This is a genomic window from Kitasatospora sp. NPDC088134 (assembly GCF_044741705.1).
GTDB lineage: Bacteria > Actinomycetota > Actinomycetes > Streptomycetales > Streptomycetaceae > Kitasatospora.
This window is the reverse complement of the sequence record NZ_JBIUTD010000005.1, coordinates 405,796-420,754: the sequence shown is the minus strand read 5'-3', so window position 1 is coordinate 420,754 and position 14,959 is coordinate 405,796. Positions and strand designations below refer to the sequence as shown.

General features: G+C 72.7%; 13 protein-coding genes, 1 pseudogene and 2 CRISPR repeat arrays. Of the genes and pseudogenes, 9 read left to right on the top strand and 5 right to left on the bottom strand.

Annotated elements, in window-relative coordinates; translation table 11 throughout:
• The 4 genes and pseudogenes from ACIOHG_RS11755 to ACIOHG_RS11740 all read left to right on the top strand — a co-directional run.
• A partial coding sequence (locus tag ACIOHG_RS11755; protein ID WP_400948480.1) for a GNAT family N-acetyltransferase occupies positions 1–650 on the top strand: 650 nt, incomplete at its 5' end.
• Positions 651–786: 136 nt separating this feature from the next.
• Positions 787–1,254, top strand: a pseudogene (locus ACIOHG_RS11750) (NUDIX domain-containing protein).
• Between the two features lie 813 nt (positions 1,255–2,067).
• Positions 2,068–3,072: a CRISPR direct-repeat array (repeat unit 28 nt; unit sequence GGGTCATCCCTGCGGGCGCGGGGAGCAG).
• Positions 3,073–3,465: 393 nt separating this feature from the next.
• On the top strand, positions 3,466–3,624 hold the full coding sequence (locus ACIOHG_RS11745) for a hypothetical protein (RefSeq protein WP_400948477.1): 159 nt from the start codon (positions 3,466–3,468) through the stop codon (positions 3,622–3,624).
• A gap of 316 nt (positions 3,625–3,940) precedes the next feature.
• The gene (locus tag ACIOHG_RS11740; protein ID WP_400948474.1) at positions 3,941–4,186 is read left to right on the top strand and encodes a hypothetical protein; all 246 of its coding nucleotides are present in this window, start codon (positions 3,941–3,943) and stop codon (positions 4,184–4,186) included.
• Between the two features lie 257 nt (positions 4,187–4,443).
• On the opposite strand, the gene ACIOHG_RS11735 is transcribed toward ACIOHG_RS11740, so the two are convergent.
• On the bottom strand, positions 4,444–4,791 hold the full coding sequence (locus ACIOHG_RS11735) for a hypothetical protein (protein ID WP_400948471.1): 348 nt from the start codon (positions 4,789–4,791) through the stop codon (positions 4,444–4,446).
• 145 nt (positions 4,792–4,936) lie between these two features.
• A CRISPR array of direct repeats spans positions 4,937–5,331; the repeat unit is 28 nt; unit sequence CTGCTCCCCGCGCCCGCAGGGATGACCC.
• A 238-nt stretch (positions 5,332–5,569) separates the two neighbouring features.
• On the opposite strand from ACIOHG_RS11735, the gene ACIOHG_RS11730 reads away from it, so the two are divergent.
• Entirely contained in the window at positions 5,570–6,406 is an 837-nt protein-coding gene (locus tag ACIOHG_RS11730) for a hypothetical protein (RefSeq protein ID WP_400948469.1), read from the top strand.
• Between the two features lie 137 nt (positions 6,407–6,543).
• Here the strand turns inward: ACIOHG_RS11730 and ACIOHG_RS11725 are convergent, their stop codons facing one another.
• Positions 6,544–7,314, bottom strand: a complete 771-nt coding sequence (locus tag ACIOHG_RS11725) for a hypothetical protein (RefSeq protein WP_400948466.1) — start codon at positions 7,312–7,314, stop codon at positions 6,544–6,546.
• A gap of 354 nt (positions 7,315–7,668) precedes the next feature.
• Positions 7,669–8,001, bottom strand: coding sequence for a hypothetical protein (locus ACIOHG_RS11720; RefSeq protein ID WP_400948463.1), 333 nt, complete (start codon positions 7,999–8,001; stop codon positions 7,669–7,671).
• A 294-nt stretch (positions 8,002–8,295) separates the two neighbouring features.
• On the opposite strand from ACIOHG_RS11720, the gene ACIOHG_RS11715 reads away from it, so the two are divergent.
• From ACIOHG_RS11715 to ACIOHG_RS11705, 3 genes are all read left to right on the top strand, one after another.
• A complete protein-coding gene (locus tag ACIOHG_RS11715) occupies positions 8,296–10,005 on the top strand; it encodes a SpoIIE family protein phosphatase (protein WP_400948460.1) in 1,710 nt (569 codons plus the stop codon).
• 194 nt (positions 10,006–10,199) lie between these two features.
• Positions 10,200–10,550 (top strand): PRC-barrel domain-containing protein, encoded by a 351-nt coding sequence (locus ACIOHG_RS11710; RefSeq protein ID WP_400948457.1) that lies wholly within the window; start codon positions 10,200–10,202, stop codon positions 10,548–10,550.
• Positions 10,551–10,654: 104 nt separating this feature from the next.
• Positions 10,655–11,512 (top strand): arylamine N-acetyltransferase, encoded by an 858-nt coding sequence (locus tag ACIOHG_RS11705; RefSeq protein WP_400948454.1) that lies wholly within the window; start codon positions 10,655–10,657, stop codon positions 11,510–11,512.
• Positions 11,513–11,589: 77 nt separating this feature from the next.
• Here ACIOHG_RS11705 and ACIOHG_RS11700 read toward each other — a convergent pair whose 3' ends face one another.
• Entirely contained in the window at positions 11,590–12,681 is a 1,092-nt protein-coding gene (locus ACIOHG_RS11700) for a PRC and DUF2382 domain-containing protein (RefSeq protein WP_400948451.1), read from the bottom strand.
• Between the two features lie 270 nt (positions 12,682–12,951).
• Here ACIOHG_RS11700 and ACIOHG_RS11695 point away from each other — a divergent pair, with 270 nt between their 5' ends.
• Positions 12,952–13,224: a hypothetical protein gene (locus ACIOHG_RS11695; protein WP_400948448.1), complete on the top strand. Its 273-nt coding sequence runs from the start codon at positions 12,952–12,954 to the stop codon at positions 13,222–13,224.
• A gap of 688 nt (positions 13,225–13,912) precedes the next feature.
• Here ACIOHG_RS11695 and ACIOHG_RS11690 read toward each other — a convergent pair.
• Entirely contained in the window at positions 13,913–14,938 is a 1,026-nt protein-coding gene (locus tag ACIOHG_RS11690) for a hypothetical protein (protein WP_400948447.1), read from the bottom strand.
• Between the last annotated feature and the right edge of the window lie 21 nt (positions 14,939–14,959).

Below are 14,959 nucleotides of genomic sequence, written 5' to 3'. Positions count from 1 at the left end.
ACACGGACCCGGTCGCCACGAGATCCTGGAATCGAGTCCGTGCCGCAGCGATCAAATCCGGACAGTTGGGGGGAATCCCCTATCGAACGCCCTCTCAGAGCTCCGAGCAGGACGCCACTGCCCTTCTCCTCGCAGCGGGCTACCGGCGCGTCTTCAGCCTGGTCGAGATGGAATTGGGCGATCTGCAGGAGCTGCCCGAGCGGGACGGCGAACTGCCGCCCGGGATACGGACGGGACCGATCGGGCCGAGCGACTACCGTGCAGCCTGGCGGACGGTCGTCGACTCGTATGCGGATGCCGGTTTCACCCAGAAATGGCCTTTCCAGGACTTCGTCGACACCGCCGAACCGGCCTGCTGGAGAGCTGCATGGAACGGGTCGGACATGGTCGGCGTCGCCCTCTGCTCCATCCGGCGCCACGACCACACCGCGGGCGAGATCGAAGAGCTGAGCGTCCGGACGGACCATCAACGCCGCGGAATCGGCCGGGCCCTGCTGCTGGACGGCCTACGAAGCCTTCGTGAGCAAGGGGCAACGACCGCCCGGCTGTTCACGGGCACGGCGAATCCGCACCGCTCCTACCACCTTTACGAGAGCGTGGGGTTCCAACGGCAGAACGAGCACGTCCGCTACCGCAAGCCGCTTGCTTGACCGACCAGCCCTCGGACGGTCCGATCGGTCCACAGGATTTGACGATTCCTCGGGGGACGGTCAGGTGCTGGTGAATGCATACGTCTTCGCGGGGCTCCTGTTCGGCCCCTCCGACACCGCGAGGCGAACCGATCACGTGGCGCACCGCGTACTGCGACGCCCCAGCGCGCCTGAACCGCACCGACCGCTGGCGGCAGCGTCCGCAGTGGTGATCGGTATGGGGAGACGCATCCCGCTCCAACGGCGCACCGGCAACGGCCTGTACGCACTCCCGGGCGGCACGACGGACCTCGGCGATTCGCTTCCCGGGACGGCCGTCCGGTAAGCCCGCGAGGAGACCGGCCTCGACGTGGAGATCGCCGGACTCGTCCGCACGTCCACCGACCCTCGACACGTGATCGCCTACGAGGACGTCGAGGTGCGCCAACAGTTCACCATCTGCCTCACCGCTCGCATCATCGGCGGGTGACTCCGGAGCTCCGGCAAATCCACCGACCTCCGTTTCGTAGCGCCGGACGACCTCGCAGACCTGCCGACGCACCATGCCCGGCAACTCCGGCTCCGGCACTTCCTGGAGAACCGACCGTTCCCGTATCCCGGCTGACGCGCCCCGCCCCGCACACCCGCGCCGGGCACCGGAACTTTACGTCCTGCCCCCGCGAAGCGCTGGCGCTTCCAAGGCTGGGCGATGATTCCAACGTGCCTATTCTTCCTGCAAGTTGAGGGAAATCACCCTGCTCTTCGTACCGTCACGCTCGCCCGGTCGATACAGCCGCGCAGAACCTTGACGGTCGAGCGGCCCACCGCACCGGCTCTTTCGGCTCGGTGCCGTCCGCTGCGAGCGGGGCTCCCACTCTCTCCTCGTGAAGTGCACCCCTACGAAGAAGAGTTACGGGCAAACGACAAGATGGGGATCTGCATCCTGGCTGCGTTCTCACGCCAACCACGTAAGGTCCCTCCCCGGTTCGTCAAGGACGCTGCGTCGGCGTTCGACGTGCTCGACGAACTCGGTCGGCAGCCCGACCCCGTGATCGAGAACGCAGTGACCAAGACTCTCCGGCCAGAGGTAGCACCCATCAGCGATGTCACGGGCCCCCATGGGACGCAAACACAGCCGGTCCCATCCAACCCGGCCGCCACCTGCCCCTCCTCCAGGTAGTCCATGACCCACAGCCGCCCCGCCTCCTCCCCACCCGGAGTCGACAAAATCAGCAGGATTCGGCAGCCCGCCGTTCTCCGGCGCCCCCCAGAACCCGAGCAACCTGACCGGCCCCCTTCAGGGTGCGTACGCAACTCAGGCACACCCCAAAGACTTTCACGCCGGAATCCCCACGGCGCCGCAATTCCAACCCCGACCAACCGAGACCAACTTCCGGAGCCCCGCACGAACCTTCAGGGGCCACCAACCCCTGGGCCGGGGTAGCACCTCGCGCCCGCAGGGAGCAGGACTCCGTGTTCCTGATCGCCTACGACCAGCTGGGGTCACCCCTGCGGGCGCGGGGAGCAGCGCCGGTCTCTCTTACGACTACAGCACGCATTGGGGTCATCCCTGCGGGCGCGGGGAGCAGTCACCGTCCACCGCGCGCCGCGCCCCGGCGATGGGGTCATCCCTGCGGGCGCGGGGAACAGACCGAGACGCTCTGGAACCGCCTTCACACGGAAGGGTCATCCCTGCGGGTGCGGGGAGCAGCCTCGCACGTCGGTCCTACGGGCCGGGGAGGAAGGGTCATCCCTGCGGGCGCGGGGAGCAGCCGTCCAGCCCTCGGGTGCGGTTGACCCAGGCGGGGTCATCCCTGCGGGCGCGGGGAGCAGACGATGCCCCAGCCCCGAACCCCGCGCGAGCAGGGGTCATCCCTGCGGGCGCGGGGAGCAGGTGATCTTCGGCATGGGGCCCTCCTCGGACCAGGGGTCATCCCTGCGGGCGCGGGGAGCAGAACCGGGTCCGCCTCGGATCGCTCAACCTGCGGGGGTCATCCCTGCGGGCGCGGGGAGCAGCGGTCAAGGTCGCCGAACTCGTCGACCAGCTCGGGGTCATCCCTGCGGGCGCGGGGAGCAGCCGGTGGACCAGCCCCCGCACCCGGACGACCTGGGGTCATCCCTGCGGGCGCGGGGAGCAGTTCTCGCCTCAATGAAACATTGTCAATGAAACGGGGTCATCCCTGCGGGCGCGGGGAGCAGCTCGCCTTCGCCTCGGCCGCGCACGCGCCCTTGGGGTCATCCCTGCGGGCGCGGGGAGCAGCGGATTCGCCAACGGCCGTTCCTGTGAGCGGAGGGGTCATCCCTGCGGGCGCGGGGAGCAGTGGGTGGTGTGTACCCACAACCAACGGGACGGGGGGTCATCCCTGCGGGCGCGGGGAGCAGGACGAGGACGAACTGCCCTTGACCGCTGATGCGGGGTCATCCCTGCGGGCGCGGGGAGCAGTCTTGTTGACCTGCGGTGTTAGGTGGCGGGTGCTTCGGTTTTCGCTACCTTGTGGGATTCGGGCATAAGTGTCATAGCGTCACTTTTTCTTCAGGTGAAGCGGGCGCGGCATGCCGTGTAGTGGCCAGGCGATGGGTTGTTGGTGCTGTGGAGGTGTCAAGGACCTTGGTGGCGTGGGTGGATGATCCCACGGTCCTACGGGGCTGCGTCGAATCCTCCATGGCTTCCCTCGTCCGATCTCGGCCAAAAGCGAAGAGGCCGGGCTGCGTGCCCGGGCGCGGGGGCTGTCCGGTGAGGGGGAGTGGGCTTGTTGCCTTTCGACGGTGCGGCCCGTCAGAGGGGTGGCGGCCGGATTCGGAGGGCCGCCACCCCTCTGAGCAGAGGGAGAACGCGATGCTGACCAATTTCATGTACGTGACGGTGTGCGCCACCAATCAGGGCCGGGCGCTGGAGTTCTACGGCAACGGGCTCGGACTGGAGAAGCGGATCGACTTCGCGGGCCCGAGGGGCGGGTCCTGGCGGTGGGGGCGCCGGGGAGTCCAGTGCAGGTGATTTGTGGGTGCACCTGGCGTCCGTGGGGTCGGGGAAGGGGCGCCGGGGCCGCTGGAGTCGGACGATCTGCGGGCGGACGTCGAGGTGTTGCGCGGTCGCGGGGTGGTCTTCGAGCGGGGCGCGCCCGAGGAGTCCCAGTTCGGGCTGCGAATCGAGACCGTGGACCCGGACGGCAACCGGGTCTTGCCGCAGCAGCAGCGCAATGCATGAACATCCGTCAAGTCGTTTTGGCAGGTTAGGGGTTCGAGGCGCAGCGGGACCGGTTGAGTGCGGTCGCCGTACCGGCTGCTGCCGCTCGCACGCCGACGCTGAGGACGTGGTGCAGGAGGCCTGGCTCCGGTACGAGCGGCAGCAGCCGGGAACGATCGACAAGCTGCCGGCCTGGCTGACCGCCATGGCTGGCCGGATCAGCCTGGACCTGCTGCGCTCCCGCCGAGCCCCGGAGACCGTCGGCGCACAGAGCGCGGATGGTACGGACGGGCCGGACGGGTTCGCGGAACTCGTGGTGGCCCCGCCGCCGCCCCCGTGCCGAACGAGCAGGTGGCGCTGGCCGATTCCGTAGGCCTCGCGCTGCGTGTCGTGCTTGACGCGCTCACCCCCGCCGAGCGGGTGGTGTTCGTCCTGCACGACGTGTTCGCCGCCCCGTTCGGCGACATCGGCTGCATCCTGGAGCGGAGCGCCGACGCCGCCTAGGTCACCGCCAGCAGGGCCCGCCGCAAGGTCCGTGGCACGGAACGCCCGAGCCGTCCCGGTCCTGAACAACGGTCAGCCGTCCGGGCGTTCCGGGCGGCGGTCCACGGCGGCGACTCCGAGGCACTGCTACGCATCCTCGACCCGGACGTATGCCTCACCGTCGACACCCCGGGCGGCCCGGTGGTTGTCCTCGGTACCACCGAAGTCGCCGCTCGCGCCGGGACGTTCTCCGGCGAAGTCGCCCGGCGCCGAAAGGTGTTGGTCAACAGCCTCCCCGGGCAGATGTCCTGGCGCCCGGATGGGGAGCCCGCTCTCCCCCATGGCCTTCACCGTTACTGACGGCTGGATCATCGCCATCCGCATCATCACCGACCCGACCCGGCTCGCCCGGATTCGCCTGCCCGCCCCGCCTTGACCGATCTGCCCGACCGGCCCCTCTTCGTTGCCCAGCCATGGGATCATCGCCCACGCCACCAAGCTCCTTGACACCTCAACAGCACCAGCGGCCGGCATGCCCCCTCCGCCTGAAGAGAAAAGTGACGCTATGATACTTATGCCCGAACCCCACACGGTAGCGAAAACCGAAGCCCCCGCCACCTAACACCGCAGGTCAACAAGACTGCTCCCCGCGCCCGCAGGGATGACCCTCACCGCCCTGGTCTGGCTGTTCCCTCACGAGTCTGCTCCCCGCGCCCGCAGGGATGACCCCGCCATGATCCCGGAGAGCTGCGCGCACGCCACCTGCTCCCCGCGCCCGCAGGGATGACCCCTCGCTGCCTGGTGCGAACGAATCGAAGCCCTGCTGCTCCCCGCGCCCGCAGGGATGACCCTCAGCCACGACGCGTGCGTGTGCCGCAGGTCGTCTGCTCCCCGCGCCCGCAGGGATGACCCCGGCACAGTGCGCGACGACCTCGACGACCACGTCTGCTCCCCGCGCCCGCAGGGATGACCCCGTCGTCGAGATCCTGATCACCGCCAAGAACCTCTGCTCCCCGGGGCCCGCAGGGATGGCCTCTGTTTGTTTCGGGTTGCGGACTTGGTGAGGTTGGTAGTTGGGCCGATCGGGGGTGGGAGCAGGTGGGGTTGTTCGGCGGGCTGCTGGGTGCTCGGGGCGGGGGAGGTGGGTGTTTCGTTGGTGCTGTCTCGGTTCGGCTGTGGGGGAGCGGCGGTGGGGATTGGGCGGTTCGGGGCCGGGCAGGCGGATGATGGGGAGGAGTTCGTGTCGGGGTGTGGGGGAGAGGTGGAGGAAGAGATGGCGTCGATCGGTGGGCCGGAGCAGTCGGGTGAGGGGGCTGCGGAGGCTGCGGGGGAGTTGGCTCGGATTGCGGCGGAGGTGGAGGCCCAGGAGAAGACCCAGGAGAAGGGGGAGGGGCTCGGGCGGGTGCGGCGGATGGGGGTGTTGGCGGGGCGGCGGCTCGGGGACAGTTTGGGGCGGGGCGGGCGGCGGTTGGGGGCGGGGTCGCTGGTCGGGTTGAAGATGGTGACGGAGCGGCTGATGGAGGCCGCGCCGCGGATTCCGGTGCGGGACCTGGCGACTCTGCGGGCGCAGCACCCGGGGGTGCGGACTCCGGAGGAGCCGGCGGATCTGCTCACGGCGGGGTCGGTGAAGGCGTCGGCGGCGGTGGGGGCGAGTGCCGGGGCGGTGGCGATGATGCCGGTGCCGTTGGCGATGCCGGTGGAGTTGGCGTCGGAGCTGTTGGCCTCGGCCGCGATCGAGTTGAAGCTGATCGCCGAGTTGTACGCCGTCTACGGGCAGGTGCCGCCGGGGGCCGCCCGGCAGCGGTCGTACGCGTACCTGGCGGCGTGGAGCGAAGGGCGTGGGCTGGACCTGACCCGTCCGGGGGCGTTGCTGGCGCTGAACCGGAGTGCGGCGCTGCGGCGGCAGGTGAGCAAGCGGTTGGCGCGGTCGGGGATGCGCAAGCTCCCGACGCTCACGCCGCTGCTGGCGGGCGCGGTGATCGGGGCGCGGATCAACCGGGCCGACACCCTCCGCCTGGCCACGGGCGTCCGCCGGGACCTGCGCGAACGCGGCCCCGCCGACCCCGACTACTGGGACGGCGCCGCCCCGGGACGGGAGCTTGAGGGCTGAGAGCCGGAGACCACCCGGTCCGCGCCGAGCCGCCGCGTCCCACGAGCGCGTCCCACGAGGCAGACCGATCGCAGGAGACAGGAGACCGGCCGTCCCAGGAGGCCGACCGCTCCACGACGCCGACCGCCCCGCGAGGTTCAGCGGCGGTGGGTCAGCACCAAGGTCAGGCCGACGGCGCCCAAGGTGATCAGGGCGACGCCGCTGATCAGCAGGGAGAGCGGGGGACGGTCGGCCCCGGCGGCCAGCGGCAGCTGCGCGGACGCCCCGGTCAGCGAGACGGTCACCGTCGGCACGACCGTGGGGACGGGGGAGTCGCTCGGCGCGGCGGAGGGACGGACGCCGAGCGCCTCGGTGCGCGGTACGGGCGCGGATCCGCTCGCGGTCGGGCCGGGAGCGGCGTCCCCCGCGCCGGGCGGGGCCGCCGAGGGGGTGCCGGCGGGGTCCGCCGTCGGGGCGATCGGGAGGGTGAGCCGCGGGGCGTCCCGGAAGCTGTCCCCCGCCGCGGACCGGACACCCAGTCGGACGTCCAGCTGCCGGGCCTCCGGGGTCCGGTCCGACACCGAGAGCCGGAAGTCGTACTGGGCGGTGCCGCCGGGGGCGAGGTCGGTGGCGAGCGCGGCCGGTCCGCCGCGCAGCGCGCCGTCGCAGTCCGTGGCCAGCGGGACCTGCTCCCAACCCGTCGGGGTCCGCACCTGGAACAGCACCTCCCCGGCGCGCAGCGCCCGGTGCGAGGCATCGTTCTCGTCGCCGCGGAGGGAGGCCAGCGGGACGACACCGGTGAACGCGGCGGTCCCCCGGTTGGCGAGCTGCGCGGTGAACCCGACCGGCGGACCGCCCGCGACCAGCGCCCCCGGCGTGGGCGGCAGCAGCCGCAGCACGGCTCCGGCCGCCGGCTCCGCCGTGGGCACCGAACCTGCCGGGCCTGCCGGGCCTGTTGAACCTGCTGTAGCTGACGGATCCGACGGAGCGTCGGACCCGGCCGGCGGCGTCGGCGTGGCGGCGGCGACCGGCTCCCCGCCCGTGCAGGCCAGGGCGGGGGCGGTGCCGATGCCGAGGGCGACGGTGCTGCCCAGGACGGCGCCGGCACCGAGAACAGTGAGACGGTTACGGACGGACACGGGAGTACCCCCAGGGACGGAAGCGACGGGGAGCGCGTGCGGCACGCGCGCTCCCCGTCTCCCCGCTTCCGCCCAGACGATGCCGCCCGAACGCGGATCGGCCGGATCGCCCGGATTCCCGGGCCGCCCCGGGACGGACGCCGCTCAGGCCGGTGGGTCCGGGCGGTAGCCGAGGACCCAGCCGAGGGCCTGGGCGACGCCGTGGGCCTCGCGGCGTTGGCGCGGAGGGTGCTGCGGGTCGTGGCGGACGGCGAGGGCGGTGCGTTCCTGGGTCATCAGGCGCAGCAGGGCGTCCACGGGGGTCGGCTCCATCGGCAGGGGCGGGTCCTGCCGGGGGTCGAGCGCCCAGCGGAGGGCGGTGCGGGCGCCGTGGACGCGCGGTTTGTCCCGGCGTTCCCGCAGTTCGCGCAGGACGTCCCGGACCTCCGCCGCCGTGCGTATCCCGGCACCGTGCTTCGGGAGGGTACCGATGCTCATGCCCCCACCGTAGGGAATCGACCCCGGCCCCGTCCCGGTTTCCGGCCACCGGGCGGCCGAAATCCACGGTCGGGCACAAGACGGTCGGGCACAGGACCGGTGCTGGTGCCGGGCCCGGGCCGGCATCCCCGCAGGGAACCGGAAGGGCCCGGTACGGTCGGCGCCTGGTGCGGTGCGCCGTCCCGTAAGGTCATCTGCGGGTTCGGCGGCCGCCCCGCTTCTCGACGCGCCGCCGGACCGTCCGGCCCACCTGGAAGAGGTCCCGTGCGAGAAGAGCCCGTGCGAGAAGACGACGTGCGAGAAGGCGACGTCCCGCCGACGGCGCCGAAGCAGCAGGCGGCGCCGGAGCAGCAGGCGGCACCGCCGTCCGTCCCGGCCGTCGGCGAGCTCGGCGGCTACCTGGTGGACGAGGGCGGGCGGATCGCCGCCGTCAACGACCGGGGCCTCGAACTGCTCGGGCTGGAGCGGGAGTCGGTGGTCGGGCAGGACCACCACGAACTGCTGCACCGTCAGGCCGACGGCGCCACCGGGCCGCGGGCGCTGTGCCCGTTGATGGAGGCGCTGCTGGCGCGGACCGCGTGCAGCGGCGCGGACGTGCACTTCCGCTGCGGCGACGGCCGGCTGCTGCCGGTGTGCTGGACGACGACGCCCTGGCCGCTCGGCGGGGAGGAGGGCATGCTGGTCCTCTTCCACGCCGGTCACGCCGCCCCCGAGCCCGCCGCCGTCCGGAAGCAGCTCACCGAGCTGGAGCGGCTCGCGCTGCTGGCCGAGACCACCACCTCGCTGACCTCCACCCTGGGCGAGCAGGAGATGCTCGACCGGCTCGCCCGCCTGGCGCTGCCCCGCCTCGCCGACTGGATGGTCGTCGACCTGATCGCCGACGGCGGCGACATCCGGCGCGCCCGGGTCTTCGCGCACGGGGCCGACGGCCTCGCCCGCCACCCCGAGCTGGAGGGGCCGATCCCGGCCGTCACCGCGCAGTCCCCGCGGCCGCTGTCCCGGGCGCTGCGCGGCAGCGTCGCCTCCCTGGTCGGGCCGGAGGACTACGCGGGCGAACCGGACTCCGGCATCGCCGTCGTCCAGCAGGACCTGTTCGCCGCCACCGGCATCCACTCGGCGGCCGTCGCGCCGGTCCGCGGCACCCGGGAGGTCCTCGGCGCGCTCACCCTCGGCCGGGCCGGCAACCCGGTGCCGTTCACCACCTGCGACCTGTCGCTGCTGGAGGACATCACCCGCCGGGCCGGCCTGGCGATCTCCAACTCCCGCCTCTACCAGCGCCAGCGCCGGATCGCCGAGACCATGCAGCGCCACCTGCTGCCCCGGCTGCCGGACGTCCCGGGCATCCGCCTGTACGCCTCCTACCTGCCCGCACCCGACGCTTCCCAGGTCGGCGGTGACTGGTACGACGCCTTCCGGCTCCCGGACGGGGCGATCGCCCTGGTCGTCGGCGACGTCGCCGGGCACGACCTGGAGGCCGCCGCCCGGATGGCGCAGCTGCGCAACATGCTGCGCGCCCTCGCCTGGTCGGAGCCCCACCCGCCCACCGTGGTCGGACAGTTGGACCTGATCACCCGGGTCGGCGACCTGGCCACCGCCACCCTCGTCCTCGGCCGCCTCACCCACGACCCCGCCGCCGGCTGGACCTGGGAGTGGACCAACGCCGGCCACCCGCCCCCGCTGCTGCTCACCGCGGACGGCCGCGCCGACCACCTGCGCACCAGCCGCAGCGTGCTGCTCGGCACCGGCGCGCAGATCGACCGCGGCGTCGCCACCGTCCGCCTGCCGCCCGGCTCCACGCTGCTTCTGTACACCGACGGGCTGGTCGAGTCCCGGGCCGAGGGCGTCGAACCCGGCCTCGCCCGGCTGCGCCGCCACGCCGCGGCGCTCGCCCACCACCGCCTCGACGACCTCTGCCGGCGCCTGCTGGAGGACGTCCGCCCGCCGGACAACGACGACGACGTGGCCCTGCTGGCCCTCCGCGTCCCGGCCGACGGCGGGCGGTGACGGGCGGAAGTCGGCGATCGGCGGTCGGCGGTGACGGTCGGCGGCCGACGGTGACGGGCGGTGACGGGCGCTCACGGAAGGCAACGGGCGATTACGGGTGATTGCGGGCGGAAATCCGCAGGCATGCCCGGCCGGGACCGGGGCAGCCGAAGCCCTGCACGACGACCGACGTCACCGAACCGGAGGAGAGCGACATGACCGGCGGAATGTGGGGCTACGAGGGTGCCGAGGGCTACACGGCGGGCGCCGACCTGACGGGCTACCGGGTGGAGGCCGCCGACGGCCACATCGGCAAGGTCGACAAGCACAACCAGGAGACCGACGCCTCCTACCTGGTGGTCGACACCGGCCCGTGGATCTTCGGCCGCGAGGTCCTGCTCCCGGCGGGCACCGTCAACCGGGTCGACCACGAGGAGCGGACCGTGTACGTGAACCGTTCCAAGGACGAGGTGAAGAACTCCCCGGAGTACGACAAGGACCGGCACTACGACGACCCGGCCTACCGGGACCAGCTCGGCGGCTACTACAGCGGCGGCACCCTCTGATCCGTCCCCCTGCGGGAAGTTTCGGAACGTCAGGAGGCTTGTGCACGGGGAGAGTTGCCGCCCGTGCACAAGCCTCCTGGCCGTGCCGCCCGAAAGAGGACCTGATGACCGTCGACCTCGACAAGTACGTCACCCGGATCGGCTGGGCCGGCGACCCGGCGCCCACCCTCGACACGCTCCGTTCGCTGCACCGGGCGCACGTGCTGGCGATCCCGTTCGAGAACCTGGACGTGGTGGCGGGCGGCGTGCCGTCGCTGGAGCTCGGGGAGCTGCAGGCGAAACTGGTCGGGTCAGCCCGGGGCGGCTACTGCTTCGAGCAGAACAGCCTGTTCGCCGCCGTCCTGGAGGAGCTGGGCTTCGGGGTGACCCGGCTCACCGGCCGGGTCCGGTCCGGCGCGCGCCCGGGGGAGGAGCGGCCGCGCACCCACATGGTGCTGGCCGTCGAGGTGCCGGGGGTCGAGCCGAGTGCCGAGCCGGGCGCCGAGTCGGGTGCCGAGGGGCGGCACCTCGCGGACGTCGGGTTCGGCGGCCCCGGCGCGCTGCTGGAGCCGCTGCCGATGGTTCCCGGCCGGGAGCGCGCGGCGTCCGGCCGGCGGCACCGCCTGCTGCTGGAGGAGGCCGACGGACCGGCCCCGGTCTGGGTGCTGCAGGCGCACCGGGACGGCGAATGGGCCGACCAGTCCTCCTTCACGCTGGACCGGACCCCGGCCGTGGACCTGCGGATCGGCAACTGGTACACCGCCACCCACCCGCGCTCGCCCTTCCACCGCCTCTACGTCCAGCGCCCCCTCCCCACCGGCGAACACCTGGCACTGGACGGCTCCGCCTTCACCCGCACCGCCCCCGACGGCACCCGCACCCGCCGCGAGATCACCCACCCGGACGCCCTGCTGGAACTGCTGGAGACCGAGTTCGGGATCACCCCGCCGCCCGGCTTCCGCCCGGCGATCGACCGGGCCTGAGCCGAGCGGACGGCCCCGGGCCGGGCCGGTGCGGCGCACCGGCGGCCGGCCCGAGGCGCCCCTCGGCGCGGTCGGGGTCAGCGCCGGTCGTCCCGGGGCGGGGTGCCCTTGCCGGTGCCCCGCATCCGGTCCCGGTCGGTGTCGGGGAGTTCGGCCTCGATGCGCTCCTTGCGCACCTGGCCAGTGACGGTCCGCTCCTCGACCTTCTCCTCCGTCACCAGGCGGACCCGCTCGACCGGGACGGCCTCGGTGGTGACCACCGGCCGCTCGTCGTGCAGCACCACCTCGTGCTCGGCCTCCGAGAGCGGCTCGCCGGACATCGCCCGGTCCGCGTCGGCCTCGGTGATCGGCTCCCGCACGACCCGGACCTCCTCGTGCCGGACCGGGACGGTCTGCTGCACCTCCTCGGTCACCACGTACTTGCGCAGCCGGGCGTGCCCGCTCTCGTAGCGCTCCACGCCGACGTGCATCCGCTCCTCGAAACGGGTCATCGCCTCGTCGGCGGCGCGCCCGTCGGCCCGTCCGGTGGCGTGCCCGGAGCCCGGTGCCCGCGCGAGGCCCGTGGCACCCGCGGTGCCTGCGGCGCCCGTCCCCGCCGCGCCCTTCCCGGTGCCCGCCGCGTGCTTGCCGGTCATGCCTGCGGCACCGCTGGTACCGGCAGTACCGGTCCTGTCGGCAGTACCGGCAGTACCGGCAGTACCGGCAGTACCGGCGGCACCGGCGGCACCGGCGGCACCGGCGGCACCGGCCGTGCCCGCGAGGCCCGCGGTGCCGGCGGCGAGGCCCGTGCTGCTGTCGGAGTGGGCCCAGCCCCCTTCGCCGGGCTGGTTGGCGGCGTGCCAGGCGTCGTCCCAGGCGATGCCGTAGTACTCGTACAGCCGGTGCTCCTCCTGGACGGAGAGGTGGCCGCCGCTGTCGACGTCCACGTTCGGCGCGTCCTTGACCTTCTCCTTGGCGAACGGTACCTCCAGGTGCCCGTCGACCACGTGGGCGTCGGCGATCGGGACGAAGGACTCGCTCGACCCGAACCAGCCGGTCTTCAGGCTGACCCACTCGGGCCGACCGGTGGCGTCATCGAGGTAGAGGTGGTCGACCTTGCCGATCTTCTCGCCCTGCGCATCGTGGACGGGCTGGTTCAGCACGGAACGGATCTGCTGTTCGGTGATCATGCTTCACGCCTCCTTCACATCCGGACACTGCGCGGCTAGCCGAACACCGGGAAGGTCAAACGCGTCCACGCCGACTTTCCCCCACCTTGACGGCGCTCAGCCAAGCGAGATCCCGCCGCCGGGGCCCGCGAGCCCCGCCGCACCGGCGCGAGCCGGTCCTCCCGGCCCGGGGTCGCCTCCGGGGGATGGGATTGGTTCCCGCAGCATGCGGCCTTCACCGGCCCGGAGTGCCGGGCGCACATCATCCTGCTCCTGTGCGACGTCCGGTCGGTGGCTCCCGACGACTGGCTGGAGTTCCAGCTCCAGGTGGGCTGGACGGATCAAGGTCGGCACGAGGTGACCGCCTCGGTCAACGCGAGTTGTTGGTGTGAGAACGACCACGGCACCCACGACGTCGACGTTCTCACCTTCGCCGTCGGCGACGAGGTCTCGCTGCCCCGGGCCTTCGCGGCATGCGCCGAGCACATGACGGGGTGGCCGGCCGCCCCGCGCGACGCGGACTTCTGGCGAGCCCGCGGAGATCTGCCGGCTCGCTGGTCGTAGGCCCTCGCTCGACCCGACGAAATCATCCTTTGGGCGGCAGGGGACGCCCTTGCCCGGTGCGGCCGGGGTCGGCCGAGGAGGGTGAGGGGGTGAGGAGGGTGCTGAGGTCGAAGACCTGGTCGGCGGGTGGCGGGGTGGCCCGGACGGGCCGGTCGGACTCGCCGAACTGCACGGATCTGTCCGTGCCCTGCTCCAGGCCGAGCAGGTGGGGGTTCGCCCTCGGTGGCGACGGCCGCTTCGGTTGTGGTGCCGTCCTCGTTCATGGCCGTGACGACGTCGTCGGTGCCGCCGACCTGTCTGGAGGTGCTCCTGCCGTCGGGGATGCCGATGGTCTCCGGGCCGGCGTCGTGCTGTATCTGGAGGCCCGGGTCGCAGAAGTTGCCGAACACGCGGCCCAACTCGTTCCCGGCAGCGCCGAGCGTCGGCCACTTGCCGCGGAGGGCCGGGTCGGGCCCGGCGCCCACGCGATGCCGGAGCCCCGGTCGTCGGCCTTCTCCTGTGCGCAGGTCGCCGGGCCCGTCGCCGCGATCACGGACACCGCCGAGGCGGCCAACGCCCGGTTCCGGTGCGTCCGCTGTGGATCCCCTGGATGACACCACTTTCGGAGCAGTGATTCTGACGGGAGATCAGGGTCGTGGACGAACCACTCTCGTGGGACTTGCCCCCGGGGGCAGCCGTCGGCTGTCGGTCACTGGATGCTCCAGCGGTGCGGGTGGTCGGGGTCGGTGGGGCAGGTGAAGAGGTTGAGTTCGCCGTGGCGGCCCACCACGACCCCGGTGGGGGCGGCGTCCAGGTGGGTGGGCAGGTGCTGGTCCTCGACGGGTTTCCAGCTGCCGCTGCCGCCGTCCCACTCCGAGCTGTCGACGGTCAGCAGCAGGTGCATCGGCGTTCCGCAGGTGTGGCAGTCCATGGGGGAGGGGTCGGTGCTGTGCCAGGAGGCGAAGCCGCCGACCCGCCAGCCGGGCGGGATGGACAGGTCGTACTGGTAGCCGACCGGCTCGTCCGTCTCCTCGTCCTCGTCCTCCTCGCTCTCCATGGCCTCCTCCCAGGCGTCGATCCGGGTGCGGAGGTCCTCGGGCAGGAGGCCGGCGAAGGGGTAGGTGGCCACCTGTTCGGGGTGCAGGACGCAGGGCTCGGGGACGAAGCCGTCGTACCCGACGACCGCTGGCTGCGGAGGCGTCGCCAGGACCTCGCCGACCTCGTGGGAGCGCCGCCGGCGCAGGTGCAGTTCCAGGTCGTGGCGGCCCGGCCCGTGGGCGTCGAAGGGGCACCAGAACACCTGGAGCAGGTCGCAGCCGTCCGGCCCCGGGGGCAGGTCGGGGACGTCCCGCCGGTACAACTGGGCGAGGCCGATCATCGGCAGCGGGTCCGGTTGCGCGCCCTCGGGGAGCCGGTGCTCCCGGCGCAGCTCACCGAGCAGTTCGCGCTCCCCCTCGGTGGGGCCGGTGTGCTCCGTCCGGGCCCAGGCGGCGGACAGGACGCGCCGGTAGCGGTGGATGTCGGCCGGACGCCGCCCCCGCCTGCTGCCGTGCGCCTCGCCGCACACCGGCCACGGCTCGTCGGCCGGCCACAGCATCGGGCCGCCCACCGAGCTGTCCGACACCTCGGGGCGGCCCGGCCGCGGGTGCAGGCGGGTCGTCGTGCCGCGGTGGGCGGCCAGGCCCGGGAAGAGCAGTTCGACGTCGAGCGGGCGCGGGGGCGTGGTCCTCGTCATGGGACGTGACCCTAGACGCCC